A 26,355-nucleotide genomic window follows, 5' to 3' on the forward strand; every position below is an offset into this window, starting at 1 on the left:
TTCTGTTTTAAAAATTTTTTTCGTGATGGGAGGGGGGGGGGGGGGGGAATTTTACTCTTATCTGCTCCTTTTTTCTTAATCTCTATCGCGCGAGGAGTAAAGGCAAATTCTATCCTATCAATACTTCCACCTTGCCCCTTGCTTTTCTTGCCATTGCTATCTTCTTTGATTTTCTCAAAGGTAAGATTTTCAAAATAAGGCTTATTTGTATAGGGGCTATTCTCCGCAAGCTTTAGCACAGAAGGCTTAAGGATACGCTTATCTATATCGCAGCTCTCATACTTTGCTGGGATACTCATTAGCTCCCTGAATTTACTATATTTTACCACATATCTGCCTGTGGCTTGAAACTGCTTTAAAAGTCTATAAAGATTCTTAGCATACTTATTGTTGATAGCGCAAAACTCTCGCACCTCAAACCTCGTAAAGTGCGAGGTTATATCATTGATAAGCTCCATAGAGCTTTCTGTAACTTTAATCACAAGCGTGCGGCTCTTTTCATCTGCCATAATCTTTTCAAAAAAAGTATAGGCAGAGAACCGCTCATAGCCCTCTTCATCAATTTGGCTCTTTTCTGCTTTGAGCGAGTTTAGCTTCTTGGCAAAGTCTATAATATTTTTATAAAACCGCCGCCTATTCTTGTCGCTCTCTACAAACTCACGCATTTGCTCAAACTTAATAGTGATAGTTCTTGTGCGCTGATTTTTGGCAATAGCACAAAGGATAAAGAAAATATTAAAATCTGCTTCTGTGAAGTCCCTAAAGATGATTTGATTAAAGCGATTCTCATACTCTACGCTTAAATCTTTCTCATACACGACATCATCAGCAAGCTGCTCGGCTGGATTGATAGGCTCACCAAATAAATCCAGCTGTGGTGGCAACACTGCAGCCTTAATCTCTTCCATTACACCCTATCCTTAGTTGCGTCTATGTATTATCTTCCCTAGAGTCTAGCTAAAAATGTGTAACAAATCAACTTTTACCCATTATTTCTAACATTTCCCACAGCTTTTCGCAATTCGCCCTTTTAATTTTCGCAATATGTCCTTTTAAAATTAAGCTCACAAAAAACAGCACAAAACCCATACCTTAACTCAAAACAAAGCATTCTAAACATTACGCAATATGTCCTTTTAATAACGCTTATTTTCGCAATATGTCCTTTTAATTTTCGCAATATGTCCTTTTAAAAATCACTCTAGCAACGCTCCCAGCGATATTGCAAGCACATCTAAAACAAACAATATAAAAACAAAATTTAAAAGGGGAAAACTGCGCGATAATGATTCTTATAATTTATGTAAGTTTTTAAGATTTAAGAATCGCATTTAGATGTTTGTAAGTCTTCGTTGAAATCTTTATGTTGTGGGATTTTTATTTCATAAGTAAAAGAAAAAGGTTGTAAGAGTTCTTCAAGCTGTTTTGTGAATACTTTGCCTTGTTTATCATTGTCAAATCCTAAAAAAATATAAATAGAATTTGAGCAATTTTGTAACAAGAACAATAAAGCTTCTTTGGCTGATTTTGAGAAAGTTCCACTTGTGGCACAAAGTAGAGATATTTTTGTATCAAGCTCAAGGATTTGCAATAGACTCATAGAATCAATGCTAGATTCTGTAATGATGATGTATTTAATATCTTTTAAACTCTTTGTGCGTTTGTCTTTTAAAATTTCTATTCCTTTTTTACCAAATGCAAGTGTAGATAGCGGTTTTTTGTAGTTTTTGCCCTCTTTGTCTTTTGGTAGTGGTTGGTTGAGTTTCGCGCTATATCCGCACTGCACAAGGTCTTTTGCATTGAGTTTTTTCTCATAAGTATAAGTAGGGAAACAGATGTTTTTATAAGTATCAATTTTTATTGTAAGATGTGAAAAAATCTCTTCTTTTATTCCACGATTACGCAAATATAAGCCACGATATGCTGGATTTTTACTTGAAAGATTGATGCTTCTAAATTCTTTAAATTTAATGCTTGCTTTAATCTCTTTATCTTGTAGTTCTGTTGGTTCTATGGCGTGATGATTTAAATCAATATGTTTGCCAGCAATAAGTTTTTTTACATCAATAGAGCGAAGCTTGCAAAAATGATGAATATTTCCTTTGTCCCTTTCATTAAATGGATTGAAATAGAGATAATGTCCATTTGGCTTGCGTGTAATTACAAGAACATCGCCATTGCTATGATTCATTGTTATATGGCGCGTGGAGCTTTTTTCTAGTTTTTTTTCATAATTAAGAGTGCTTAGAATCTCGTGCAGTGGTAGTAGCACATAATCATAAGGGCGCATACTGCCTCCTACTTATCTAATCGTTCAGTAATGAAACCCTCAAGCACAGAGTTAAAAGCACCAGCTGGCATTTGGTGTTTTTGCGCGATGAGCTTTAGGCTCTCTGCGCTGTTATCAAATAGTAGCACATCATCGCAAAGTGGCGCGATAGCTTTGAGATTTTGTAATGATGTGCAAAATCTTCTTTCAATAAGCTTAGAATCTATATCGTGCCCACCCTTTGCCACGCGGATTTTTACCCGCTGCTTGGCTTTCTCCACAGAATCTAATCCCACATAATAGAGCGTTATTGCGTAATTATTGGCTTTTAGGGTGGAAAAAAGCTTTGTGATACTTGCGCCACAAAGTGTAGTTTCTTGATTGAAGCTTTGGTGGGTTTGTATGTAGTGTTTTCGTATGCGTAGGGCGATTTTTGTAGCGCGTGTTTGGTCTTTTTCGCTGCGCCAGTCCCCAAATGAGCTGACGATTTCATCAATATTGACACGCAGCCCAAATAAACGCCCCTTTTCTAGCTCGTTATAATAGAGCGTTGTTTTTCCGCTACCATTGACACCTGCAAAACTTGTAGCGTTTGGCTGCATAGCATTTCCTTTTATTTTGCTTAATTTAAGGTTTCGCAATTCTTAAAGCCCAAAAAGCCCTAAAATACACACTTTAAGTTTTGCTACACAGAATGTCTAAACCTTAAAAATACTTCTTTTTGCCTATATGCCGAGATTCTCTCTACTTTTAAAAAGTTTGAAAAGTCTTATTTTCATTCCTAAAATAGATTCTGCATTTGTATTTTAGTTAAAAATTTTAAAGCGGATAAATTCGGTAGTTTTCATATTTTTTTCTTCTGCCATTTCTTGGATTTTGAGAATCTCGCGTTCTGTGAAATACACTAGCACCTTTTGCGTGCGCTTGTTGGCTTCGCTTTTTAGTGGTGCGCCACGCCTTTTTTGGGCTATTTTGCTTGTCTCGCCCTCTGCGTGGTTGATAAACTCCGCTACACTTGTAGAAGCAGTGTGCTCGCGCTCTTGCTCTACCTTTTTGAATGAGTTTGTTTTAATGTTTTTGAGTCCTGCCATTTTGCAACCTTATACAAAAAATTTATAGATATGAAATATTATTATAAAATAGTTAATAAGATGTTTTTTAATAAAAAAATAAATGTTTATTAGAATAAAATATATTATTTATTAAATATTAAATAAATAATATTAAAAATATAATCTATATACTTTTAATATATTCTATTAACTCATCATAAAAGCGAACAAAATCATCAAAGGCTTTTTCACCACCTTTGCAAAACTCTGTAATTCCCATTCCTGCTGAAGTTGCATTTTTATATGCTTCTCTCTCATAGATGATAGAGTTCATTAAGTGTAGATTCTCTAGGTTCTTCTCATTGATATAGCTGCGTAAATCGCTAATTTTCTTTTCTAAAAAGGGGTTGGGGGAGGCTTTATCAATCACAATAAGTGCTCTAGATTCTGGGTTTATGGCACTGACTTCATCATAGAGCGAAATCATTTTATCAAGCACCACAACATCATATTGGCTTGGCACGCTTGGGATAATGATAATATCAGCAATGGCTAGTGCTTGGCGCATTTCCTTAGAATCTCGCCCGCCTGTATCAATCACAAGGCTATCGTATTTTTGACTTAGAGATTTAACCTCTCTTGCTAGCCCATCGCCAAGTTTGGTAACAGAATTAAAAAGTAGGGGGAGATTCTCGTTTGTGCGGATATTGAGAAAGGCTTCAGTGCTTCTTTGTGGGTCGGCATCAACAAGTAGCACTTCATCTCCCTCTTGTGCGAGTTTGCAGGCGATATTTACTGCAAGCGTTGTTTTCCCACTGCCACCTTTTTCATTAACGATTGAAACAATCATTTTTTATCCTTATTTAAATATTTTAGAAATTGTATAAGATTATTGTAAATATGTTTATAAGTATTTATAATACATTAAATAATGATTTTTTAGTAATAAAATAATATTAAATAAATAATATATAAAATATTTAATATCAATAAATTATTATTTTTATATATTAAAAATATAATTATAAATCTACATATAATAAATAAAATGGAGCATATAGAAATAGGCTGAAAAATGTGGTCAATAAAGGGATAAAAGAATGCTTGTGTTATAATTCTGCCGTGAAGCCTCGTAACTCCTTAGTGAAGTTGCAGCTTCACTAAGGGGAATTGCTTCGCCGAAAGGAGAAACAATTCAATGCTTATTAAATGCGTTGTCATTATAGCAATAATTTGCTTAATTGTGTCAAGTGCTTCTTGGTATTTGACATTTAGGCTAGGCGGGCAAGCACGCCTAGCCCCTATACAACGCATTTCCCTTGCTTGCTTCATTATAAAAAAGTAAGTCTTGTATAAAAGTAATAAATATTAAGAAATAAGCAGCTTATTCAACATTTTATGTGTTCTAATTTGAGAACACATAAAATAAAAAAATAAAAATAAAAGGAGTTAATTATGGATAACACTATCCAATTTAATAAGTGGAATACACTAAAACAAACTATACAAAACAATCAAACACGGCATTACATTAAAGAGGGCTGTGTATATTGGGTGCATATCGGGCAGAATATTGGGTGTGAAGTTTTTGGTAAGCAGCAAGACTTTAGAAGACCCGTGCTTGTGTTAAAGAGGATATATATTCCAAATTATATGGACGCTTTCATAGGAATACCGCTTACCACAAAAAAACTTAGTGGTTCTTCATTTGCTAGATTAACTAATGTAAAACATAATGTGGTCGTTACTGCAATGCTGGGGCAGATTAGAGCTTTTGACAGCAGAAGAACTATAAGCTATTACTATAAAGCAAGAAAAGAGGAAGTGGATAGGGTTAGAAATAAACTAATAAGTTTTTTATCTCCCAGCAACTAGGCTGGGAAACCCAAAGGATAAACCTTTGAGCCAATTCTCCTTGAAGAGATTCGGTATTTATAACGAAGTTTTGCTTAAATATGTCTTACTTCTGTTTTTTGGAGTTTTTTGATGGCTTCAGTTCATTGGTGTTTCCTGGTGTATCTTTGTTGTCTTTGCGTCTTTGGTCTTTCTCGCCTGTAGATTTAGCAGTGGGTTTTGGTCCCCTTTTTAAACCATCCTTTTGTATTTCCTTACTCATTTGCGTTTCCTCTTTGGTTAAGTTTTACAATTGCCATTGTAATGTCATATCGTAAAAATTGCAATAGTGATTCTGTGGCGATTTATTATTTATGTGGTATCAGGGGAGGGAAAATGTTTTACACATCTAGTGGCAAAATCAAGCGCGTAAGCACGCAGATTGCGCCCTAGATAGAGCCGATGAAGCGCGGTAAGCGCGACAATATCGGCGGAGCTATTGGTAGGCGCGCCTAAAGCGCAACATTTCATCAAAAACAACGCGTTGTTTTTGCCTAGCTGCTCGCAAAAAGTCCTTTTATTAAAGGCGGGTAATAAAACCCTAACCATCCAACACGCCCAAAAAGCACAGCATAATCCCTAAAAACACCATCTTTGCACTCTAAACCCGCTCACCAATGGGCAAAACCCTACAAGCTAACCACTTCTCCTACCACCAAACACGCAGGAGCTTCCAAGCTCCAAAATCTAAAAAACCTAAACAAGCCCTACTTATTGCCTCAAATCCCGCCTACTCTTCGCCTAGTCCTTTATCTTTGTTTATACCAATACGCTTGCTATATTTATCTAGCCGCCCCACTCTTTTAGAATCAAGCCTAATATGCTTGCCCTGCGCTTCTTTGCACAGAGATTCTGCCTTTTGTAAAAATTTTTCTCTTTGCTTCTCATCACTTGTGCGCTCAATATTGCCTAGCACCCTATCAAATTTTGCCTGCAGCTCATAAGCAGCACTTAGCCACTGGCTTGCTTCTTTAGATTCTTTTATGAGCAGTTTTTTATCTTGCTCTGTAAGCCTGTGCAAATCTCCATCATCAAAATAGGTTAAGCCCTTAAGTATCTGCACGAGTGGAAAATCACTGCCAAAAAACACGCCTACATCATTTAGCGCATTTTTTAGGCTTATGTCTGTTTGCCGCAATATCGTGGCAATATCAAAATAATCCTTATACTCTGCCCTATCACAAGTGGCTTTAAGCTTAGTGGCAAGAAGCGATTGCATATCTGCGATACGCAAAATCCCATCATCTGTTTGAGTGGCTTTGGCTTTTGATACAAAATCCATATCCCCAAAAAAAGAGAGCTTTACTTTTGATTCTGTCATAAACACGAGCGTATCTTTTTCCTGCTGCAATATCGTGCCTACTTTAATGCCTTCAAGCGTGAGTAAGGTTTTTTGCGACCTATCAATACTCTTATGCGTGAAAAAATCAAAATCCACAGATTGCCTATGCCCAAGCTGCAAGGCAATCGCAGTCCCACCAAAAAGCACAAAACCAAGCCCTGTGATTTGTGCTAAATGCGGATATAGTGCTCTCTGCTCTTGTGGCAGAATCTCTAAAATAGGCTTCATTTGCTAGCTTTGCAGAAAACTTCGCTTTGGTAGTGTTGGGATTATGGCATTTTCTCCATAGAGCATAATATGCCAATAATGCCAGCTTTTCTCATCAAACCACCCAGCTTGCGCTTTTTTAAGGGCTTCTTGTAAAACGCCCTTATCAATCTTGCATAGCAGTGCATACTCTTTTGGACTATTAGCATAGCGCATAGCACTAGCGATAATGCGTAAAGGATTAGAGCGCATAAGCTCATTGCTATCTTCCCACCACACATAATGCGCGAAGTGTTCTAGCGTTGATTGATTGATATGTGCGCTCATTTTCTCTTTCCTTTTGTGAGAATTAAAAGGACAAATTGCGAAGCATTTATATTATGCAATTCTCTATCCCAAATTATACTAAAAATAGGGCAATAGCGCGCTAAATAGGCATATAGCATAAACAAACGCTCACTTTCTTTTTGTCTTCAAGGCTTTGTCTATAAAACTTGAGCAGATTCTATAATCTAACTCATAGGATTGTGGTAGCTTTAAGTTCTTGTCTTTTGCTCCGCTAAAAGCGGCTATTTTTTCACATTTATTTGGTGCTTCAATAATGATTATGCTTTCTTTCATTCTTGCCCCTTTGGTAGAATTTGGCTTATCGCTCAAGCCCCAACTCATTTTCTAGCTTATTTTGGATTCTTGGTTTGACTCTAGCCTTTTGTGGTGTGCGCTCTTGCTCTTTGGTGGGATACCATTGCTCTTTGACAAAGCTCACCATTCTCACACCATCTTTAATCGCCCTTGAAATCTCGCTCTTATCATCTTGTAAAATCTTGAGCCAACCTTTTACATAAGAAGCGTGATTTTTTATATCATAATCAATGCCAAGCTCTAGGGCTTGTAAAAATGAATAAAGCTCTGCTCTTAACTCTTCTTTGGCATAGCTCACACTCCCAAAATCTCCACTTAATGCTCTTCCTAGCCTATGTTTTGCACCTGTGGCGTGTCCTAGTTCGTGCGGTGCGGTCGAGTAATATTGCTCTTTAGTAGCAAAATTTTCTTTTGGTGGAAGATAGATTGTGTCGCTATTAACACAATAGTAAGCTCTATCTTTGTTATGGTGGATAATGGGGATATGGGAGTTTTTTAGAATCTGCTCAATAAAAGGGTTTTCTTGGAATCTATCACGCTGTTTTATCTCAAAATGAATATTATGTTGTTTTTGGTGTTTTGCGAGTAATTGCATATCAAGGTTTTGACATTGAGTGATATTAAAAATAGGGATTTTCTTAAAAATCTTTTGCCATAGCCGTCCCTCTTCATCTTCAAAGACATATCCCCTAGTATTTTCTCTTTCTTCTTGTGTGATGGGCTTTTGTCCTACAAATAGCACATAGCTTGCCCTCTCTCCTTTTCTCACAGAACCATTAAGAGCTTTAATTTCATTAAAGGTAAGATATTTGCTCTCTGTATATTCATCACACAGCAGGCGCAGGGCATTTATGCCCTGATAAATTGTGCCTGTGTAGGGATTATGCGGCAAGATCCCATCATTTTGCCAAGGCTTAATCCAAGGCGCACTGCCAGATTCTAGCGCGTGCAGAATCTTCTCTTCTAAATCCTTAGCAAGCTCTTCTAGCACCCTACTCATCACTCTGCCTTGCAAGTATTGTCTCTTGCCCTTTTGCTTGTTCTCTCATTTCTTGCAGCAAATAGCCATAGATTTTAAGCTCTTCTTGTGTGATGCTATGCTCTTGCTCACACCACGCTTCTTGTTCTTGGTAGCTCTCTTGCAGTCCTAGAAAATCCCTTATACTTACCTTTTGTTCCATTTGCTTCCTTTCTTAATAGATTCTGCCTTTCATTGCGTTATCGCTGCATTGCGCTTTCTTGGCTTTTATTGTGTGATATATCTGGCTGTGGCTTTGGCAGAGGTCTATATTGCTCAAGTCCAGCTTGGGCTTGGAGATAATTGCTAATTTGCTTTTGTGTGTGTTCAGTTAAGCCTATGCCCTTAAGATAGTTTGTTGTTATGTCTTTTGGCTCATTGAGTGATAAATCAAGCTCTTTGAGCCTGCTTTTATCAAGGCTTGGGATTTGTGAAGTGTGATAGAGCGTTGTAGTCTCTAGGATTGGTGCAGGTAGCTCCTTAATATCATAGACAAAATCATAGTAGGGCTTATTTGTTTTTGGATTGATTTTGGTATTGCCATTTTTATCAACTTGTGGCTTTGTCTTTGGATTCCCTTTTTTATCAAGCACCTTAGTAGCTTCTTTGGTTTTGATATAAGAGATTTTAACGCCCTGCATTTGTTTAAGCTGCTCCCCTGTGAGCTTTGCTCCTAGAAAATTAGCTTGCTTGGCAGTAATCCACGAGCCATTTTCATAGCCAAGTTCTTTTTGCTTACTCTCTAGTAAAATTGCATTTAGTCCCTCATAGGGTCTGCCTGTCTGGGCGTTAAATGGTCTAGTATGTTGGAGTTCTTTAGCATTTTTTGCCTCAAGCCAAGGCGCGCTTTTGCTCTTTATGGCTTGGATAATGTTGTATTTGGCGTAGTTATTAAAACTCTCTTTTCTTTCCTCGTGTGTGTATTCTTCCCATTTTTTTGGTTGTGCTGACATTTTTTCTCCTTGTGTTTTGGTATTTTTAGGCTTCGCTCTCTTGGATAGCCACATCTTGTGTTTGAGCTAATCCTAACTCAAGCAGCTCATTTGCTTCTTCTTGGCTGATAGGGATTGCTCCCTCTGGCAGTGTGGGTGTCTGCTCTTGTTGTTCTTGCATAGGCACTCCTTAGAAAAATTCTCTTGCAAGCAAGGCATTTTGTTACCAACCAAACGCTAATACTTGCAAGAGTGGGCAAAGCCCAAAACTATGCTTTTCATCTCTTAAGCACAGATTTGGACTTTGTGCTAGTAGCCCTTAAGCCCCCTAAATTTGTATTCATAAACATTGCATTCTTCCTTATTTTCCTTGACTAAATCTTTGCCTAGATTCTGCACTACTTCTTGTGATTGTGTCTCTGGTGGGATATAGGGGATTTTGTCAGCTCCTTGCCATTCTTTGAGCTTAAACCAAAAATTGACATCTGCTTTTATGGGGCGATTTAAGAATCCGCCCACGAGAATGTAGATTTTATCCATTGGATTGCTAAGAATATCTTGTGCAGTGATGAGTTTATAGCCTTCAGCATTAGTGGAGATATTTTGCTTAAGCATATCAAGGTTGCCTTTTGATGTGCTTGTCTTTTCTCGTGTAAAATCCCCTATCATTTTGCTTAGGGTTTCTGCATCTTCAAAGCTATTCATACGAAAGATAACTTGATAAGCGACATTAGCGCGGATAATTTTTACATCATCTTCACCATAGTATTTTTTAATCTGCTCATAGCTTTGTGTGATATATAGTGGCACAAGCCCAAAGCTCCTACAAAGTGCTGGCATTTCTAAGAGAAATGGCATTTTCCCAAAGCGCACAAACTCATCTAGGATAAGATAGATAAATTTATTGGGGTCGTTATTTTCTTTTGTAAGCAGTTTTTTACACATAGATTCTAGGAGAATGCGGATAAGTGGGGCGAGAATATCCATATCTTCGGTTTGTATCACAATATACATACTGATATGCTCTTCTCGCAAATCTTCATAATCAAAGCTCATCTTTGAAACAGCTCTGGCTACTTGTGGATTGCTAAAGACTGCCATAAAGGTGTCATAGGTGGATTTAATGCTTGCAAATTCATTTTGCGCTGCGCTAGAGTATTGGCGTGCTTGATTGCGCACGATGTCATCTATACTCTCATCATTAGCCACTTGCAGAAAAAAGGCTTTGAGTGTGTCTTCTTTAGGGTTTCTCTCAAATTCCCCTGTATCTTCATCTTGGATTTGGCACATTTGTAAATAGTCCCCTTGAAGCTCATTGTAATAATCTTTTTTTGGAGCTTGGGCGAGTTCTGCTAGGGTGGTATGTCCAAACTTTTGCATAGCATAGAGTGCAAAAAAGCTAAACATTGTTTTGGCAGAAATGACCCAATGGTCGTTTTCTTTGCCTTTTTCTCCTACAAAAATTGTCCCAGCGATTTGGTCGGCAAGCTTTTTGCGTTGCACAAAGCTCATTTCCTTAATGACTTTGTTATCAAAGGGATTAAAAAACATTGTGTTTTCATCGTTAAAAGGGGAGAAAAGCAGCACTTTATTGTGGAGTTTTTGCTGTCTGTATCCTGCAGTTTTTTGATAAAGCTCCCCTTTAATATCAAGCACTACACAGCTTTGAGGTAGGGATAAGAGATTAGGGATAGCAATACTTGCCGTCTTTCCAGTGCCAGGTGGTGCGACAATAAGGGTAGAGAGTGGTTGATTGGAGCGGATAAAGAGCTTTTTGTCCCTGCCTTTATTCAAGCAGCCAAATATCATACCGCTTTCATAATTAAGCCCCATTGCTTGAATCTCTTTTTCATTAGCAAAGCGTGCATTGCCATAATTTCCTTTTGGCTTTGCATTGCCCATTAGTGAAAATATCACCCACACAATGAGGGGCAAAGAAGCAAAAATAAGTGCCATATAGGACTTGAGCTTTAAGGCTGGATTACCAAGATTTTGCAGAATCTGCACGCCTATATGACAGGCTTCTTGCACGCCCTGCCAAGAAAAATGGATATGAAAATAATACATAATGCTTATGCCATAGATACATATACTTAATAGCACGCACACAAGTAGTGATGTAATATCGCGCATTATAGCTTGGCTCTTATTACGCATTGAAAATCCTTGCTAAAAGCTTTTGATTCTGTTTGGCTAGGGCGTGAAACTCTGCAAAAATCCGCTTTGTTTCTTGGGCTTGTCTCTCAAAATGCTCTTCATTTACATTAAATCCTGCATTGAGATGATAGGCGATTTGGTTGATATTTCCAGCCACACGCGAAATTTCAAGGAGCATTTGGGTATTAAAACTAGATGTGCGGTGCAGTAGCTCTAGGATATTATGTGCTTCTTCTAAGTGGAGAAGTTGGCGAAGAACGCGTGATTTCTTTTGTCCCATAAGCTCGGCTTTCTTGCATAAAATCTCATAATCTTTTGTGGCTAGGCTTATATGCACTCTTTTGGCTTTTTGTTTCATTTATATCTCCTTTGGTATATGGTCTTTGACAACAAGAATCTCGCTAATAATGCGTTCATTTTTTTCGCGCTTAATCTGCACGATATAATCAATTGCAGTGCGAATATAAGCTCTAAGTGCTGCTCTATCGCTCATTCCTCCAAACATTGCATTGGTAATTAAGGCATTGATAGCATCTTCGCTGTTATTGGCGTGCAAGGTGGAGAGATTGCCCTCGTGTCCTGTGTTGTTAAGGCGCAAAAATGCCAAAGTATTGCGTATATCTATCTCGCCAAGCAGCAGTCTATCGGGGCGTAGGCGCATAGCATTATTGATAGCTTGTGTGTAGCTATAAATCTCGTTGGCTTCTTTTGGAATAGCAAGCTGGGTTTTATTGCGATTATGGATAAGTAGCTCTTGTGAGTCTTCAATACTCACAATGCGCTCATTTTCTGGAATCTCACTCATTAGGGCATTAAGAAAGCTTGTTTTTCCTGTGCCTGTGCCACCGCTAATAAGCACATTTTTCTTCTGTGGGATTAGAGCTTTAATAGCGGCATAATCCCACTGCTCTTTGACTCTATCACTTAGGACAAATTGTTCTAGCCTAAAGCGTTGTTTGCTTGGGATTCGTATGCAGATACAGACATTAGAGTGAAACAGCACACTTTTATGCTGGGCTTGCAATCTATATCTATCATAAGGTGGTGGCAGCTCGCACGATAGGCTAGGGTGCTTTTCATTAAAGCGTTGCCCTCTTTTGGTGGCTAGCTGGATAAGAAAAGATTCTAAAAAGCTTGCACTTAGCATAGAATCTTGCACATATTCCCACCTTTGCCCATAGTCAACATATAGCTCGCCTGCATTATTGATGATAAGCTCATTGGCATTCAAGCGCAAATATTTATCAAGCACCTTAAGCTTTTGAGCGAGGATTGGCGTGATGTGCTCCATTAGAGCGCACCTTTATGCTCTAGGTTTTCCAGCGTTTTAAAGCTCTCTTCAAGCTTAGAATCTAGTTTTTGTATATGCTTTTGGTGTTTTTCGCGTTGCTTGGCTAGCTTTTCTATACGCGCAAGCAACCTGCTCTCACTCGCTCTGCTTTTTTGTCGCTCTTTGGCAGAGTGGATTTTTTGGCTAATATGTTCCATTTATCGCTCCTTTGTGTTGAGTTTGTTTTGTGTTAGGTTGCAACGCTCTAGTCTTTGCATACTCTTAGAATCTAGCTCAATGTGCAGATTTTGGGCTTGCTTACTAATTTCATTAGCCCTTGCAAGAAAGCTTTGCTTTTGCTCTTTGTTGCTGACACGCTCAAAGTTGTTTAGGTTGATAGTAAGCTTGCGTTGCAGTTCTGCTTGTATGGGGATATGTGGCTTTTGCTGATTTGTGTTCGTGTTGTTGTTTTGTGGTATAATGGTGTCGTTAGCGGAAGTGCGAAAATTTGGGTCATTAAATAACGGAGGCGGAGCTGACCTTGTCCGCCCATTTTCGCTATATTCTACTCTCTGATTTGATTCCGTTCTTGAATGTGCTGTTAATAATCTGTTAATATCTCTATTGTCTTTTTTATATTCTCTGCTCCCATAGAGTAAAACATTTTCATCATTTGCCTTGATTTTCCAAGTGTAGTCTTTATGCTCCACATTATATTCTGCTTCCACATTTCTCGCGACTTTGGGGTAAGAGAGCATTTCTTCTGTGGTTACCATTCCTCTTAGTGCAGGACTATCGAGATGTTTTTGTATTTCTTTTTCCATAAACTCCCTATCTACAACCACATCTCCAACATTGCTTCTTACAATGGTGCTAGACTTCTCATTTTCTAGCACTTTATACATCTTGCTACTCTCTTTTTTAGCCTCTCTCTCCCAAATAAGCTCTTTGAGGGCTATAAGATTCTTTTCTGTTCGTGCTATGGTGCTTTTAAGTTGATTGATATTGTTTTCTAACTCAATGATTTTTTGTTTGATGTTATTTTTATCCATTTGCCCCTCCTTATTGGTATTCATCATTAAAATACTGCGCCATAATCTCGCCATTTTTAGGCACAGGAAACCACATATGCGTGGTGGGTGTGATGTAGATTCTGCTGCCCGCGCGTATTTCAATGGTTGGCTTAATCTTTGCCTGTTCAGAGATGAGCTGTTTAAAGATATTGTTAATATCTCCTTGCGCAGTGGAGAAGAGTTGCGCAGTATAGGGGCTTGTCATCGTGCCGCTTTTTTGCGTGAGATTAGAGATGCTAATCATTAGCCCATTGCTTAGAGTGTTAAGAAAAAGTCCTAACCCATAACGCTCTTTAAATTTATTATCCAAATAGCCCTCAACCCCATTTATCCCACGAGAATCCGCACTCATCGCATTAGTTAGCAAGATATTAACGCCCTGTGGTGTTATCATCTCACGCCAAACAATACTGAGGCGCGATTGACCGATTTTGTTATCATTTTTATAAAAGCCCATTACTTTAGTCCCACGCGGGATAAGCACGGCTCTACCTTGAGCTGCATAAATATCCTGCTCCACTTGTGCTGTGATAATTCCTTCAATATTGCTTACAATAGGAGTCATTAGCACTGCTGGGATTAGCCGCCCTGCGCGTATCATTCTGTAAAGGCGATGTTCGTTTGTGGCGATGTCTATGCTTTTTTGATTAGAAAATCCGCTATCCCCATAGCGAGAGCTTTGTTGTGCAAAGATTTGAGAGTTTCCGCTTACACGCTCTCCTAGCACCGCGCTTTTATAAAGCTCCTTTTCTTGTGCGAGTGCCATCTCTCTCGCTCTTTGTGCTTCTTGCTTATCAAGTAGGGCTTGATAGGCTGGGTCATTTTTGCGCTGCTCTTCTAGGACTTTTCTAGCTCTCTCTTCTTCTTCAAGGCGTTTGCGCATTTGTTCTTGGAGTTCTTTTTGTCTTTGCGCTTCTTTGGCTAGGAGTTCCTGCTGTCTTTTAAGCTGCTCATCAAGTGAGTTTTGTGTGCTTTGATTTAAAAAATCATTCAAGGCTTGTGTATCATTGACATTGATAGGCTTTCCATTAGAATCTAAAATGGTTTTTCCATTTTTATCTTTGAGATTCCCATTTTTATCCACAAATATGGGATTCCCATCCTTATCAAGCACAGGATTCCCAAAACTATCAAGCAGTAAAGAATCTTCACTGCCCATAATCTTTCCATTTTTATCATAGATTATGGGTTTGCCGTTTTTATCTAAGATTGGATTTCCATTTTTATCTAGCAGCACCTTTTTGCCTAAAGGTTTGCCATTTTTAGAATACATATTGCCATACTCATCAATATAAATAGGATTACCAAATTCATCAAGTATGGGGTTGCCAAACTCATCGGTTAGCATTTTCAGTTTTGGCTTATCATCAGTTGTTGTAAAAACATCACTTTTTGAGAGATTACTAGCATTTGCACCCTTTTGGGACTGCCACACATAATCGCTTATAGGAAACTTGCTTTCAAAGAGATACTCAAGGTTTTCTTTTACACCTGCATAGACAATACAAGCTCCAACAAGTGTGAATAGCCCCACTTTAAGATAGCTCATTTCTCGCCTTTTTGCACTTTCTCCCGTTCTACGCAGACATAGGCTTCACCGATTTTGATAGTGAATTTATCAGCGACCGTTTCAGCAATCACAAAATCCCCTATAACGCGCGTTTCTATGGGAGAATCCTGCCTATCTACCACGACATAAATACTAGGGATTTGTGGGTAGCGATTCTTATCGTATTTAAAAAATGTGTAATTGTTATCACTAAAGATTTCTTCAGGCACAAGCCAAGTGTTTTGTCGCTTGGCTTTAACTTTGTAGCGTTTATAAACCTCTTTTTTCTTCACACGCAACTTATTGATACCCTCTTCTACATAAAAATACTCATCAAAGAATGGGTCTTTGTTTTTTTCAATAATGGTGCGTTTATCTTTGACAAATACCACTAAATGCGGATTTTTCCACGATGTAAAATCTGTTGAAAAGATATAAAAAGAATAAAGCTTGCCATCTTCTGTAAAGACAGCAAGGCTGGTATCCACGCCAATGAGCTTGGGGCGTATGGCTAGGGTGTTTTGAGAATTAGGCACTTCTAGCACTTCAAACCCCACATTATCGCCTAAGATAAAGTTTCTAATTTTTTGGGGAAAAATCATTGTGCTAGTCATCGCGATTCTTGTGCGGATTTTGTAGGTGGTATTTTCCACATAGTCTATGGTTATGGTGTTTTCTGTGCCTTTGTAGTTTTTGGCAAAGAATTGGTTTTGTATGGCTTTGAGATTCTGGCTTCGCACAGCCTGCTTTTTTAGTAAGATTTCTTGTTCGGTTGGTGGCTCTTGTGGCTTTTGCTCTTGTGATAAAGGTGCAGAGCTAGAGCTAAAGTCCCTGCTTGTAGAATCTGTGAGTGGGGCATTTTTGCGTGCTTCTCGCTCTTCTTGCATATCTTGGATTTTATTGATTGTATCAAGCATTTGCTCCTGCCCTGCCTGCATTCTGCGTGCTACTTCTGCCCTATCAGCGTCATTTAACACAGAATCTGCCCACAAAGAAGCTGGCAGCAAAAAGGGAAAAAGTAAGATGATATGAGCATATTTCATTTGTCTTCTCCTGTTTGGTCTTTAATGGAAATTTCAGTCAATGCGTATTCTTGCACCACAAAGCCTGTGGGGTTTCTTGGCACAGAAGTAAAATTGATACTTTGTTCTACAAAGTCGTATTTGAGTGTGGCTCGGTAGCGTTTTAAGGATTTGTTTTTCGCATCTTGCACGATAGTGATAAAATCCACATTTGCCACTTCTTTGGAAAGCACACTAAGATTGACAATATGCACTTCTCTTGTAAGTTCTTTATTGGAATACATAGAATCATCTTGGGTTACAATTCTTCTAAAGGTATCCCATACCTTACGCGAGCTTTGCTCTCTCACATCTTCAAAGCGGTGTTCATCATCAATATGGTTGATTGTTTCGCGTTTTTGCACATAGCTGGCTAGAATAGACTTAAGCAGGGCTTCTTCTGCGCGGATATTAAGATTTGCCTGCTCCACGCGCACAAAGTTGCTTTCTGCATTGGAAAAAAACACAAGATATGGAACATTTTGTTTAAGGGGGAGCATAATGATAATGGCTAACACAAGCAGAGCGATAATAATGGATTCTAAAATAATCCAAAAGAACATATACTGCTTGATATGCCGCTCTAGCTTAAAAAGAACATTCGCATCTCTTTTTAGCTCATTGTCGCTAAAAGTCATTATTTAGCCCCTTTTTTCCATATCAATAATCAGGTCATAACAAGCACAAGGGCTTTTTGGCGGGATTTTTGCCCTCTTGTTACTGCAGCCAATACACAAAAGCCCAATACAAATGGCGATACAAAGTGATTTCATCATTTCTCCTTTAGGTAGTGTGGGGTTGTGGCAAGAAGTGATTTTTGGTTTTTGAGATACATTGTGCGCCACTCTTGGGGGTGGTATTTCTTGCACTCAAGCAACGCATTAACATCTTCAGCTTCAGAGCTAAAGATTTTTAAATGCTCGCCAAGTCGCGCAAAATTCACATCAAGTATGGCGGATTGTTCTTTGCGCTTTAAAAGAATCTGTCTAGCACTTTTACTAGAGCTTTTGAGAAACTCTACTTCGCTGCCTGTAAGGGAGAGCTGGGCTTCTAGCTTTTGAAGTGTGCGCTCATCTGTGGTGGGGAAAATGATAAAATTTGCCATATTCTCTATAAAGGCATCTGCATTAGCCACATTGCTAAAAAAGTCAAGATTCTGCACGCCCATTGTGATAACACCATTGATTTTGCGTATCTCCATAATAGATTCAATAATGGCATTACACATATTTTCATCATTAAGATAGTCGCGTAGCTCATCAATCCATATAAAAAAGCCCTTATTGCTATTTTTAGAGATATTTTTAATTTTATGAAAGAGATAGAGCGCACAAAGCGCGGCATTTTTCTTATCTTTCAAAATAGAATCCATATTAAGAATGGCGAGCTGTTTATCAAAATTAAGCGCGTCTTGTGTATTGTCAAACAAGCCACCTAGATAGTCTTTGAAGCGGATTTTTATATCATCTTGGGAGTTTGGAAACTGCAGGCTATCATAGAAATCTTGCAGGGTAAAAATATGCTCAAACTCGGCTTGTTGTGTTTCTCGTATTTGCTTTAATGTATCGCCTACAATATTTCGTAGCTCGTGTTCATTCTTGCTTATCTCACCCATTTCACATAGCCACGATTTTAAAAAGTTATTATTTTCTGCAGTATCTGTTAGTGAAAAAGGATTTAACTTAAAGCCATCAAGCTCTAGGTCGTGGTATTCTCCTCCTATGTAATTAGTAAAATTGTGCATACCGCGCAGCTTATCCATAGCAAAGATATGAATATCATATTTAAAAAGATTGAGCATAAGAAACTGCATAAGCGTGGTTTTCCCATAGCCTGTGCCACCAATAACTAGCGTATGCCCTGCCGCGCTTTTATGCTCGCTGTCGTGGAAATTAAAAAAGTAAGGGCTACCACTTAAATGCCGCAAAATACTCACAGGTCTATCACCCCAGCGATTACTCTTAAAGCCTAGAATATCATTTTCAAATGTGCAAAGCGTGCTAACTACCGAGCTCGTTTGTGTGCGGATTCTGGCATTAAGGTTGCCCCTACTTGGAAAAAAGCTAAAATACAAAGGTTTGAGATTAAAGCTTTCTTTTGCCACACTTAGATTTTGTGCTTTTAAAATGGCAATAAGCGCATTTGTTTTTGTGTTCAGCTCTTGGAGCTTTTCACTTTCAGTTGCACCATTATGAGAAAGCACAAGAATACTAAGAGAAAATTTTAAAAGTTTTTCTCTATCAGATTTAATTTCTTGCAAGAGTTCTTCTAGGGCATTTTGGATTAAGCCCACCGCGTAGAGCTTGGTATTTCTAACTTTTTCTATTGATGATTTTCTATCCAGTGCTTCACAATGAAAAATCAAATAATAATCGCTATTTTCTCGTAAAATCGTTGTCGGTAAAATACTTGATATATTTTCTGTCTCATAGGCTTTAACACTAATAAAACGCCCTAGCACTTCTTGTCCATCATTGCGAGCAAAAATAATATAATCTTTCTTAAACTCCACATCTGAAGTGATATAAGAATCTGTGATATTGCTATATCCATATCGCAGTATTGTCTCTTGCATATTAGAATAAGTAGCATAGAAGTTAATAATATCATCAGAATCAAGTTGCGTGGGATTAAACTCTCCTAATGCACTTTTTAATTCTTGGCATACTTCATCAAGCTTTTTGGCTTTAAATTCAAATCGTGTTGTATTATTCTCTGGGCTTAGATTATCTGCAATTTGCTCACTTGTAAGTTTTGATTTCTTTGATTCAAAATAGCCTGTGAGTTTTTTAGATTTTGTAGAGATGATGAGATAATAATTGATTTTATAAGTTACAACACCACTCTCCCATTTTTTAATAATCTCTTGTGCGTATGGATTATTAGAGCTAGAATCAAAGCTAAGATTAAGTCGCTCTTTTTTACAAAAGATGTTAATTTCTATATGAGAATCTAGTTTGCTCCAAAAGCGATTCCTACTTTGCACCAGCTCTAGCTCTCTATTGATACTTGCAGCACTATAACTGATACCACCGATTGCAAATCCAGCACAAAGATTGCCATCTTTTGTGGCGATATAGTGATTGTTATATTTTGAGGCAATATTAGATTCTTCACTCATTGCATAGATTTTAGGCTCTTGCAAATGCAAAATCCCCTCGCTCTTTTGCATAGCACTATTAAATGCTTCATTAAAAGTATCAATATTATCGCTTGAGATAATTTTACGCAGTGGTTCTATTAGCTTTTTAATCATCAAAAATCCTAAGCATAGAATCTACGGCGCGTTTTAAATTTGGTATTGATGAGAAAAATATCATACATATCTTCATCAAAATATTCACAAATTAAAAATACAATAAGAATAAGAAAAAAGATTGGAATTGCCCACCACACAACAAAAAGATACAATCCACCACCCAAAAGCAAGGCAAGCAAAAGCATATTTCGACTTAAGCCGATGTTGGTTTTTGGGAGATAGACTTTATCTTTTTTAGTAATCTCTCTAAAATTATCAATCTCAATCATTGAAAGACACTCACACCATTATTTGTAACGCCCCATAACACACCTGTAATAATGGCAACCCAAATAATAAATTTCATATTGTCTTTAATCATTTCGGGCTTAAGCTTGGCAGCAATGGCGATAAAACAAATCATAAGCCCGCCAATAATGCCCACAATCATATGGATAACAGAAATCACAATATCCCCTGTGGAATTGACCTCTGTTTGTATGGCATTTTTGAGATTTGCTCCAAATGCTCCATACAAATACACTTGAGCCAACATCATAAATATGCCTATTTTGACCAGTGTTCTTTTCATTCTTGCCGTCCTTTTGTGGTTTCTCTGGCGGGTATTTTGATGAAAAAATTCCCAAAAGTTAAAAGGACGCATTGCGAACTTAAAAAAAGCTTAATAAATCAGCAGAAAGCTCGTATTTATGGGATTTGTTGCTATTAAGTGCCCAAAAATTTTGCTTGTATGGTGAATTTTTGCTGATATTTACTTTTTTAGAGCCTGCAAGCACGATATATAGGTGCTTTGAGGCAGAAAGAGATAGTGCTATATTGAATGCTTTGTCCTTTTAATAAAAAAATTTTTATTTCTGTGATTTTTCAAAAAAATTGCAAAGATTCTTCACGCATTTAGAGATTTACAAAAAATCTCTAAATCTCCTAACAAATCCCTTATTTTAGGCATTTGTTAGGAAAATCGTGTGCCTTTTAGGGTTATCCTGCTAACATTGCTATCTTTATAGCTTCTAAGCGTATTGCTTGATGTTTCAAATTTACACGCTACAATACTTTTATGAAAACATTTAAACAATTAGAGCGTATCTTTTTTGATTATGAAGAGCAAAAACGCAAAAAAGTAAGAGATGAGCATTTAGATTCTAGCTCCTATACTTTTATGCCAAGTCGCGCAATATTGCCTCAAAAATCAAGCGCATTCTCCAAACAGGTTGTTATCAAGCTCTTATCTAATCTTTCAAGTAATGGCGTGAAAAATGCCCTAAGTTATGTGATACGCAATAGCGCATTTGATTTTGCCTTTAATGAATCTCATCAGCCTATAAGGATTGATGAGATTTTGCGCCAATGGCAGAAAGATTTTTCAACACAGCCAAATGCAAAAGAGGCGTGGCACTTTACCTTTTGTCTTGATGAGCTAAAAAGTGAGTGCAATATCAAGGCATTGCAAGATTCTGTCAAAGAAGTAATGCAGACACATTTTTATGGTTATAAATATGTGAGTGTGCTTCATACCCACCAGCACAAACCACACATTCATATCATTCTTAATAAAACTAATATTTTCACACACAAAAAGCTTCACTTTAACAATAAGCAAGAGATAAAAGACTTTTGGAATCTTTTACGAGAGGATTTTAAAAATGCACTCAATTTTCACAATCCTAACTTCAATTATAAAAATAGCTACCGATATGAGCGCAACTTGCTTAAAGAAAGCGCAAAAGCAAGTATTGAGATACCACTAAATATTGCTGAAAATATCGCCAAACAAATTGCAGCACTAGAATCTAAAATCCAGCTCTATGAGACAAAATCCCATAACCTTACTAAAACAATTTTTCAGCATATGCAAGAAAAAAGAAAGCTTATCAATGAATTAAAATTGCTTATCCAATCAGGCAATAAATGCTATTTTCAGCTGCTTAATTCTATAAAAGCAACAAATAAAGAGCTTTGCTCACTTAGACAAAGCAACAAGGGCTATCAAACACAAAAGAAACAATTACAAGAACAAATAAGAAAATTACGCGAGCAAAGACTCTACTATAAAAGCTCTTATGACAGCCTTGCAAAGAAACAGGCTTATGCAGAATTTCTACGCACAAAAAAACAAACAAAAGCAGATATTTTTGTATTGCGCCAAATTCAAAGTGAGATAGCACTTAATGAGAAAAATTTAGCCAAAAATACAGAATCTCAAATAAATGCGGATTTGATAATGGCTCGCACGCTGCATAAAAAGTCTAATGCGTTTGTGATGATAGGAATTGCAAAGGATTTAGATTCTCATCTTAAAGCTCTAGCACATATTGAAATAAGCGATAGCGTGAGAGAAACGCTACAAGATTATGAAACTAAACTTTTAGAGAATAAGGCATTCGTGCTTAAGATGTGCCAGCAAAAAGTTATGATTTTGCAGGAATATCTAAAAGGGAAAAAGAGCCCTTATAAACTCAAAGAGCTTAATGCTCTTTGTAATTTTTTAGGTTTAGAAAATCAAACGCAAACACAAGAGCCCAGTAAAACACGCTCTAGCACCCATACACAAGAGCTACTCAGTAATGAGCTGATAGATGTTTTCTTGCGTTGGTATTGTAAAAAGCAACACATCACCAATCCTGCTATTTATGAAGCGCACTTAAGAGAGAAAATCCACAATGGCACTTTCGAGAATTTTAAAGAGCAGTATAGGGCATTTATTGAAGAGAATAAAGCAATAAAAAAGCTATGAAGCATTAGATTTTACATTTTAAGCAACACAATAGAGCCTACAAATGCGCACAAGGTAAAAGATGACAGAAGAGCTAAAATATTATAAACCAATAGGCATAGTTTTAAGCGCGTTTTTACCAAACTCTTGCAAGGGTTGCTTTATGGCACTTGTTGCAGCTTGAAGCATTTTGGGGTAGTTTTGCTCTAGGCTAGGGAATTTCTCCCTTGCTTCACAAAGCTTTTTATCAATCTGCTTTATATATGCAGCTTTTGATTCTTTAGATTCTACTAAATCAAGCATTGCTATATCCTTGCGAAGCTCCTTTGCAAACGCCCTTTCAAGCTGCAAATGCTTGGCAAACTCTTGGATTTTCTCCTTACTACTTTTAAGCACTCTTAGACTTTCTTTTAAAAAGTTTGCAGTCAGTGGCTTATGCTTAGAATCTTGTATCTGCTGCATATAGTCTCTAGTATTTGGCTTTTTTGTAGCAAGCCTTAGCTCATATAAAGCCTTTTCCATAGCATAGAGTGCTTTAAGAATATCCACAATGCTACGCACCTGCGCGATAGAGGCAATAGCCCTATCTAGTTCGTTTTTCTCTCTATCAAGGCTTTTTTCTTCACTAGGCGTTTCTTGTGGTGAGGCTTGCTCTTCTTGCTTTAGTCTTTGCTTATCGCGCTGAATAAGACTAATTACATTATCCATATCAGCATAGCTATTAGAAAAATCTTGTATCACTTTTGCGGCGTGCTCGCTCTTAGCCTTTGGGGTTTGTGGGATTATAAACTTTTCATCAAGTCCTAGTTCTTCCCCCTCTAGCTCCTTAGTGGCTTGGCTGCTCATTTTTTGCCCTTCTCTCTGCTAGAGTGATAAACAAATCCCCTAGTTTATGTGTATAGCCAGCTACAAATACTAATGCCTTGCCACAAAAATGCACTAGAGCATAAAGCATTGCTAGGGCTTTAGCTTTCTTCTCACTAAGCTTATCTTGTTTAGATTGTAGTTCTTTATTGTCTTGTTCTTGCGTATCCACTTTGCTCCTTTAGGTAGTATGGGGCGTGTCTTTACCCCTAAACTTATTTGCACTATCGCTGACCCAGCCTTTTGCTGCCCTGCTGGCTTTAAGCGCGGCTCTACCCGCTCCTTGTGCGGCGTGATTGCCGTGCTCCCCGCCAAACATCGCCCCCATAGCTCCTGTGGCGGCTGCCTTTATGCTCTGTCCATCAGCGCGGTTTTTAGCATACTGCCCCATACCTGCTAGCATTCTTGTGCCTATAAATGCTCCATTATTGATAGCTCCAGCTAGCCCTGTGCCTGAACCACTAGAATTTGCGCTACCAATAATCGCACTTACCCAACCCGGAATCTTTGTTAGCAAAAAGATAGAAAACATCATTAGCACGATACCAACTAACGCCACTTCGGCTAAATCCCCACTATTTGCGATAAGAACCTGCCCTTGCTGCATATATTTGGTAACACTATTTGGAATAGAGCTAAGAAGCACAGCAAAAGGACTCCATAAGCTCAAACCAATATAGAGTTTCAGCCAAGAGAAAAAGATTGAACGCGTTTGTGAGAAGCACACTAGCGGAAATACAAGTGCGCCAAGTGAGAGAATCACATTTGCCATAAATTGTGAAAGCACGGTCATTATGACAAAAGCTATCATAAACACCAGCCCCACAAGAAAATACGCTGCCCCTATAAACCACAACGACATCTCGCTCCAGCCTGCCAAATCAAAGATTCTATCGCTATTATCTTTGACCATTCTCCATTGTGTAGAAATCATCACTTCTAAATCAGTGCTACCACCATTAAACTCACTCACCCCCAAAGAGAACCAATAATAAGGAATCTTAAATACCCCCAAGCTATCCATATAGTTTTCATAGCTAGAGAGAATGACTTTAACAAGGATAAATATCACAAGCCACACCATTGCCTTAAACATATCAGCTCTACTAAAATCGCCCTTAATCTTTAGAAAAAGCCAAATTGTAAAGCTAATACCAAAAAGCGTATAGACAATGGAGCTTGTATAGAGCCCAGCACAGCCTTGATAAATGTTTTGTAGGGTTTGATTGCCCGTGGAGTTAATGAGATTAACAACAAGGCGTAAGAGTGAAGCCGAGCTATCCATACCTAGCTCCTACTTCTTACCAAAATCTAGCACAGGAAGCCCTAGAGCGTCCTTTTTAAACTCTCCTTTTAAATCTTCAAATGGTGAATCTTTGGCAAAAACACCTAGCTGCTCCCTGTTTTCTGCTAGTTTTTGTTTGTCTATTTCTAAATTCTTTGCCATTTTCTTGTCTAAATTATCATCTATATCTTGCATTGCTATCATTGTATTGTTAAAATTCATCATCATCTCATAATTTAATTGAGCAACCCTCAATATTTCAATAAGTATTTGATTGGTAAAGTTTTGAAAATCAGTTTGTGTTTGAGCTTTACTAGCTTGCTCCAGCAAGTTTTTCATTTGCTCATTCATATAGCTCTTAGTATAGCCACGCACATTTTTATCTTTGCTCTTTGTTTGATATTTTGCATAAAACTCATTCCATTGCGTTCGTTTGTCTTTTGTCATTTGCTGATTTATTTTTGCTTGTTTTGTATGTATGGCATTATATTCTTGCATTGTTTGGTCATATTTCTCTAGGTCTCCTTTTTTTAAAGCTTGTTGGGCTTGGGCTAACTTATCACCTAAAACTTCACTCATAGCTTTTGAATCATTTACTGCGGCTAGACACATAGTTTGTGTTTTAAGTTCGCCCGTTACAAAATCGGCAAAAGAGTTATCCTTAAATTTATCAGCCATATCTTTAAATAGCTTATCTTTCATTAAGAAATCGCAATCTTCTTTGATTCCTGCCAAAAGCGAATCTAATGTGCCAGGCAAAGATTCTAACGCGGATAATGTTTCTAATGCACCACTGGTTAAGGCATCTAATTTTCCAAGAATCCCTCCTACTCTGCCTGTATCTATACCAAGCTTTGAAAGCTCTTTTTCGTACTTAATGGCTTCTTCTAGCATTTGATTATATTGCAGTATCATATTTCCTATGGCTGTAACATCGATGACAGGCATATTGGCATACGAGAAGCTAGGGATTAAAAGACAAACACAAGATATTTTTAGTAGAAGTTGCTTGCAACGAAGTTGAAAAGCAGAGAAAAAGCAAGGCATAGTTCACCCTTTGATACAGGATATTAAATGCCTTAGCTCTTTTGGTTGGTTTCGTATTGTATCGTAATTTTCTTAATCTATTTCTTATATTTAGCCGTTTCTTTCTTAAACTCCTCTTCTCCGCCAAAGACATTGAAATAATCCGACAAGAAGATATAGCAGGTCTTTTTTTCAAACTTCTCAGGCACAGTCCCATCGTATGCCATTAGGGTGTCTTGATTGGCAAAAATCGTAAGCTCCTCGCGCGTATCTTCACCAAATGGAACTTTATGCTGATGATAGGCTTTTTTGCAAAATGCGGCATATTGGTTTTGCCGTGCGACAATTTTATCCTTTTCAGCTTGAGCCTTAGCATCTGCTTCTTCTTTAGCTTTTTTATTTGCTTCTTGCTCTTTTTGTCTTTTACCACTTGCAATATCTGCGGTATTATCTACAAAGTTTTTTGTTGCATTTAAAGCTCCGCCTAAATCAAACGCACTCGCACCTACGGCTACAATTCCAGCCACAACAGCACTGACTACAACTTTTTTCATCTCATCTCTCCTTTGGTGTGTTCAAGATACCCCGCCACTTTTAGGGACGCCCAACACCACGCCCACCATAAACTAACAGCACAAAAGCAACTAAAAACTAAAAACAAGCTCTTCGGTCTTAAAATTACTTTCAGCTAGGATATGGGGGGGGGGGGGGGGGATTTTTACTTTTTCCTGCCCTTTTTTTTT

33 protein-coding genes are annotated in these 26,355 nt (G+C 37.8%); 2 read left to right on the top strand and 31 right to left on the bottom strand.

Translation table 11 applies throughout. The features are described 5' to 3' along the window. The 5 genes from F4V45_RS06845 to F4V45_RS06865 form a co-directional block, all read right to left on the bottom strand. Window positions 1-908 (bottom strand): replication initiation protein (locus F4V45_RS06845; protein ID WP_150337631.1); only part of this gene is annotated, 908 nt, incomplete at its 3' end. Window positions 909-1,318: 410 nt separating this feature from the next. After that, complete coding sequence (locus tag F4V45_RS06850) at window positions 1,319-2,290, bottom strand: toprim domain-containing protein (RefSeq protein ID WP_115012456.1); 972 nt, start codon at window positions 2,288-2,290, stop codon at window positions 1,319-1,321. 8 nt (window positions 2,291-2,298) lie between these two features. Next, window positions 2,299-2,871, bottom strand: coding sequence for an ATPase (locus F4V45_RS06855; protein WP_150337632.1), 573 nt, complete (start codon window positions 2,869-2,871; stop codon window positions 2,299-2,301). Window positions 2,872-3,075: 204 nt separating this feature from the next. Then, complete coding sequence (locus F4V45_RS06860) at window positions 3,076-3,360, bottom strand: hypothetical protein (RefSeq protein ID WP_115012454.1); 285 nt, start codon at window positions 3,358-3,360, stop codon at window positions 3,076-3,078. A 145-nt stretch (window positions 3,361-3,505) separates the two neighbouring features. Continuing rightward, window positions 3,506-4,171: an AAA family ATPase gene (locus F4V45_RS06865; protein WP_115012453.1), complete on the bottom strand. Its 666-nt coding sequence runs from the start codon at window positions 4,169-4,171 to the stop codon at window positions 3,506-3,508. 605 nt (window positions 4,172-4,776) lie between these two features. Here F4V45_RS06865 and F4V45_RS06870 point away from each other — a divergent pair. After that, window positions 4,777-5,196 (top strand): type II toxin-antitoxin system PemK/MazF family toxin, encoded by a 420-nt coding sequence (locus F4V45_RS06870; protein ID WP_115012452.1) that lies wholly within the window; start codon window positions 4,777-4,779, stop codon window positions 5,194-5,196. Window positions 5,197-5,281: 85 nt separating this feature from the next. Here F4V45_RS06870 and F4V45_RS09480 read toward each other — a convergent pair whose 3' ends face one another. The 21 genes from F4V45_RS09480 to F4V45_RS06955 all read right to left on the bottom strand — a co-directional run bounded on the left by F4V45_RS09480 (window position 5,282) and on the right by F4V45_RS06955 (window position 20,295). After that, window positions 5,282-5,437 carry a hypothetical protein gene (locus F4V45_RS09480; protein WP_170235200.1) on the bottom strand — a complete coding sequence of 52 codons (156 nt, stop codon included), beginning with the start codon at window positions 5,435-5,437 and terminating at the stop codon, window positions 5,282-5,284. An 89-nt stretch (window positions 5,438-5,526) separates the two neighbouring features. Then, window positions 5,527-5,763: a hypothetical protein gene (locus F4V45_RS06875; RefSeq protein ID WP_150337633.1), complete on the bottom strand. Its 237-nt coding sequence runs from the start codon at window positions 5,761-5,763 to the stop codon at window positions 5,527-5,529. Between the two features lie 181 nt (window positions 5,764-5,944). Next, window positions 5,945-6,784: a nucleotidyl transferase AbiEii/AbiGii toxin family protein gene (locus F4V45_RS06880; RefSeq protein ID WP_115012451.1), complete on the bottom strand. Its 840-nt coding sequence runs from the start codon at window positions 6,782-6,784 to the stop codon at window positions 5,945-5,947. A 3-nt stretch (window positions 6,785-6,787) separates the two neighbouring features. Next, complete coding sequence (locus tag F4V45_RS06885; RefSeq protein WP_115012450.1) at window positions 6,788-7,090, bottom strand: hypothetical protein; 303 nt, start codon at window positions 7,088-7,090, stop codon at window positions 6,788-6,790. Between the two features lie 129 nt (window positions 7,091-7,219). Then, on the bottom strand, window positions 7,220-7,384 hold the full coding sequence (locus F4V45_RS09485; protein WP_170235201.1) for a hypothetical protein: 165 nt from the start codon (window positions 7,382-7,384) through the stop codon (window positions 7,220-7,222). A gap of 25 nt (window positions 7,385-7,409) precedes the next feature. Further along, the gene (locus tag F4V45_RS06890) at window positions 7,410-8,405 is read right to left on the bottom strand and encodes an ArdC family protein (RefSeq protein ID WP_150337634.1); all 996 of its coding nucleotides are present in this window, start codon (window positions 8,403-8,405) and stop codon (window positions 7,410-7,412) included. Beyond that, window positions 8,398-8,586 carry a hypothetical protein gene (locus F4V45_RS06895; protein ID WP_115012448.1) on the bottom strand — a complete coding sequence of 63 codons (189 nt, stop codon included), beginning with the start codon at window positions 8,584-8,586 and terminating at the stop codon, window positions 8,398-8,400. The genes F4V45_RS06890 and F4V45_RS06895 overlap by 8 nt, the downstream gene beginning before the upstream one ends. 37 nt (window positions 8,587-8,623) lie before the next feature. Then, a complete protein-coding gene (locus F4V45_RS06900; RefSeq protein ID WP_170235202.1) occupies window positions 8,624-9,376 on the bottom strand; it encodes an ArdC-like ssDNA-binding domain-containing protein in 753 nt (250 codons plus the stop codon). Window positions 9,377-9,401: 25 nt separating this feature from the next. Beyond that, the gene (locus tag F4V45_RS09945; protein WP_258552339.1) at window positions 9,402-9,536 is read right to left on the bottom strand and encodes a hypothetical protein; all 135 of its coding nucleotides are present in this window, start codon (window positions 9,534-9,536) and stop codon (window positions 9,402-9,404) included. Window positions 9,537-9,664: 128 nt separating this feature from the next. Continuing rightward, window positions 9,665-11,512: a type IV secretory system conjugative DNA transfer family protein gene (locus F4V45_RS06905; RefSeq protein ID WP_246145253.1), complete on the bottom strand. Its 1,848-nt coding sequence runs from the start codon at window positions 11,510-11,512 to the stop codon at window positions 9,665-9,667. Further along, on the bottom strand, window positions 11,505-11,870 hold the full coding sequence (locus F4V45_RS06910) for a hypothetical protein (RefSeq protein ID WP_115012446.1): 366 nt from the start codon (window positions 11,868-11,870) through the stop codon (window positions 11,505-11,507). The genes F4V45_RS06905 and F4V45_RS06910 overlap by 8 nt, the downstream gene beginning before the upstream one ends. Next, window positions 11,871-12,803, bottom strand: a complete 933-nt coding sequence (locus F4V45_RS06915; RefSeq protein WP_150337635.1) for an ATPase, T2SS/T4P/T4SS family — start codon at window positions 12,801-12,803, stop codon at window positions 11,871-11,873. After that, window positions 12,803-13,000 carry a hypothetical protein gene (locus F4V45_RS06920; RefSeq protein ID WP_150337636.1) on the bottom strand — a complete coding sequence of 66 codons (198 nt, stop codon included), beginning with the start codon at window positions 12,998-13,000 and terminating at the stop codon, window positions 12,803-12,805. Before F4V45_RS06920 ends, F4V45_RS06915 begins: the two co-directional genes overlap by 1 nt. After that, window positions 13,001-13,834: a hypothetical protein gene (locus F4V45_RS06925; RefSeq protein ID WP_150337637.1), complete on the bottom strand. Its 834-nt coding sequence runs from the start codon at window positions 13,832-13,834 to the stop codon at window positions 13,001-13,003. It lies immediately after the preceding gene. A gap of 10 nt (window positions 13,835-13,844) precedes the next feature. Beyond that, a complete protein-coding gene (locus tag F4V45_RS06930; RefSeq protein ID WP_150337638.1) occupies window positions 13,845-15,404 on the bottom strand; it encodes a DNA type IV secretion system protein ComB10 in 1,560 nt (519 codons plus the stop codon). Then, complete coding sequence (locus F4V45_RS06935) at window positions 15,401-16,447, bottom strand: TrbG/VirB9 family P-type conjugative transfer protein (RefSeq protein WP_150337639.1); 1,047 nt, start codon at window positions 16,445-16,447, stop codon at window positions 15,401-15,403. The genes F4V45_RS06930 and F4V45_RS06935 overlap by 4 nt, the downstream gene beginning before the upstream one ends. Further along, window positions 16,444-17,103 carry a VirB8 family type IV secretion system protein gene (locus F4V45_RS06940; RefSeq protein ID WP_115012440.1) on the bottom strand — a complete coding sequence of 220 codons (660 nt, stop codon included), beginning with the start codon at window positions 17,101-17,103 and terminating at the stop codon, window positions 16,444-16,446. Before F4V45_RS06940 ends, F4V45_RS06935 begins: the two co-directional genes overlap by 4 nt. A 3-nt stretch (window positions 17,104-17,106) precedes the next feature. Beyond that, window positions 17,107-17,241, bottom strand: coding sequence for a hypothetical protein (locus F4V45_RS09950; RefSeq protein ID WP_258552338.1), 135 nt, complete (start codon window positions 17,239-17,241; stop codon window positions 17,107-17,109). Continuing rightward, complete coding sequence (locus F4V45_RS06945) at window positions 17,238-19,721, bottom strand: VirB4 family type IV secretion/conjugal transfer ATPase (protein WP_150337640.1); 2,484 nt, start codon at window positions 19,719-19,721, stop codon at window positions 17,238-17,240. Before F4V45_RS06945 ends, F4V45_RS09950 begins: the two co-directional genes overlap by 4 nt. Window positions 19,722-19,729: 8 nt before the next feature. Continuing rightward, window positions 19,730-19,993 carry a hypothetical protein gene (locus tag F4V45_RS06950; RefSeq protein ID WP_115012465.1) on the bottom strand — a complete coding sequence of 88 codons (264 nt, stop codon included), beginning with the start codon at window positions 19,991-19,993 and terminating at the stop codon, window positions 19,730-19,732. Then, complete coding sequence (locus tag F4V45_RS06955) at window positions 19,990-20,295, bottom strand: hypothetical protein (RefSeq protein WP_115012464.1); 306 nt, start codon at window positions 20,293-20,295, stop codon at window positions 19,990-19,992. Before F4V45_RS06955 ends, F4V45_RS06950 begins: the two co-directional genes overlap by 4 nt. Window positions 20,296-20,781: 486 nt before the next feature. Between F4V45_RS06955 and F4V45_RS06960 the strand changes: the two genes are divergently transcribed. After that, window positions 20,782-22,458, top strand: a complete 1,677-nt coding sequence (locus F4V45_RS06960) for a relaxase/mobilization nuclease domain-containing protein (RefSeq protein WP_150337641.1) — start codon at window positions 20,782-20,784, stop codon at window positions 22,456-22,458. Between the two features lie 81 nt (window positions 22,459-22,539). On the opposite strand, the gene F4V45_RS06965 is transcribed toward F4V45_RS06960, so the two are convergent. The 5 genes from F4V45_RS06965 to F4V45_RS06985 form a co-directional block, all read right to left on the bottom strand. After that, window positions 22,540-23,283, bottom strand: coding sequence for a hypothetical protein (locus tag F4V45_RS06965; protein WP_115012462.1), 744 nt, complete (start codon window positions 23,281-23,283; stop codon window positions 22,540-22,542). Further along, complete coding sequence (locus tag F4V45_RS06970; protein ID WP_115012461.1) at window positions 23,264-23,473, bottom strand: hypothetical protein; 210 nt, start codon at window positions 23,471-23,473, stop codon at window positions 23,264-23,266. The genes F4V45_RS06965 and F4V45_RS06970 overlap by 20 nt, the downstream gene beginning before the upstream one ends. Before the next feature lie 9 nt (window positions 23,474-23,482). Next, window positions 23,483-24,586: a type IV secretion system protein gene (locus F4V45_RS06975; RefSeq protein WP_150337642.1), complete on the bottom strand. Its 1,104-nt coding sequence runs from the start codon at window positions 24,584-24,586 to the stop codon at window positions 23,483-23,485. Window positions 24,587-24,595: 9 nt separating this feature from the next. Continuing rightward, the gene (locus tag F4V45_RS06980) at window positions 24,596-25,633 is read right to left on the bottom strand and encodes a hypothetical protein (protein ID WP_115012459.1); all 1,038 of its coding nucleotides are present in this window, start codon (window positions 25,631-25,633) and stop codon (window positions 24,596-24,598) included. Window positions 25,634-25,710: 77 nt separating this feature from the next. Then, entirely contained in the window at window positions 25,711-26,166 is a 456-nt protein-coding gene (locus tag F4V45_RS06985; protein WP_115012458.1) for a hypothetical protein, read from the bottom strand. Window positions 26,167-26,355 lie beyond the last annotated feature (189 nt).

It is taken from the genome of Helicobacter canis (assembly GCF_008693005.1).
GTDB classification, from domain to species: Bacteria; Campylobacterota; Campylobacteria; order Campylobacterales; family Helicobacteraceae; genus Helicobacter_B; species Helicobacter_B canis.